Below are 413 nucleotides of genomic sequence, written 5' to 3'. Positions count from 1 at the left end.
CTGGCGCCCTTGACCTCGACGTGGTCGGCGAGCGTGAACTGCCGCTTGAAGTTGCGGGCCGAGATGCCACGGTGCAGGAAGGTCTTGCCCTCCTTCTCGCTCTTCTGGCCTTCCAGCGTCAGGACGTTCTGCTCGACCGTCAGCGCGACCTCATCCGGGGTGAAGCCGGCGAGGGCTACCGAGATCTGGAAGCGGTTCTCGTCGAGCCGCTCGATGTTGTAGGGGGGATAGGTCTCCTCGCCCACGCGCTGGGCGGCTTCGGCGAGGTCAAACAGGCGGTCAAAGCCGATGGCCGACCGGAACAGGGGCGAAAAATCAACAGTGCGCATAGCCAGATCCTCCTCGGAGCAAAATGGTTACGAGCGGCACCGGACACGACCGGTGCCCGTCTCAGTGGCGGGACCCGAACGGCA

1 protein-coding gene is annotated in these 413 nt (G+C 64.6%); it reads right to left on the bottom strand.

Annotation, left to right across the window (positions count from 1 at the left end; genetic code table 11):
- Nucleotides 1-329: Hsp20 family protein (locus tag RAD16_RS41555; protein ID WP_458163756.1), on the bottom strand; the 329-nt coding region annotated here is incomplete at its 3' end.
- Between the last annotated feature and the right edge of the window lie 84 nt (nucleotides 330-413).

This window comes from Bradyrhizobium sp. 18BD, from assembly GCF_054185225.1.
This window is presented reverse-complemented; position numbering and strand designations above follow the sequence as displayed.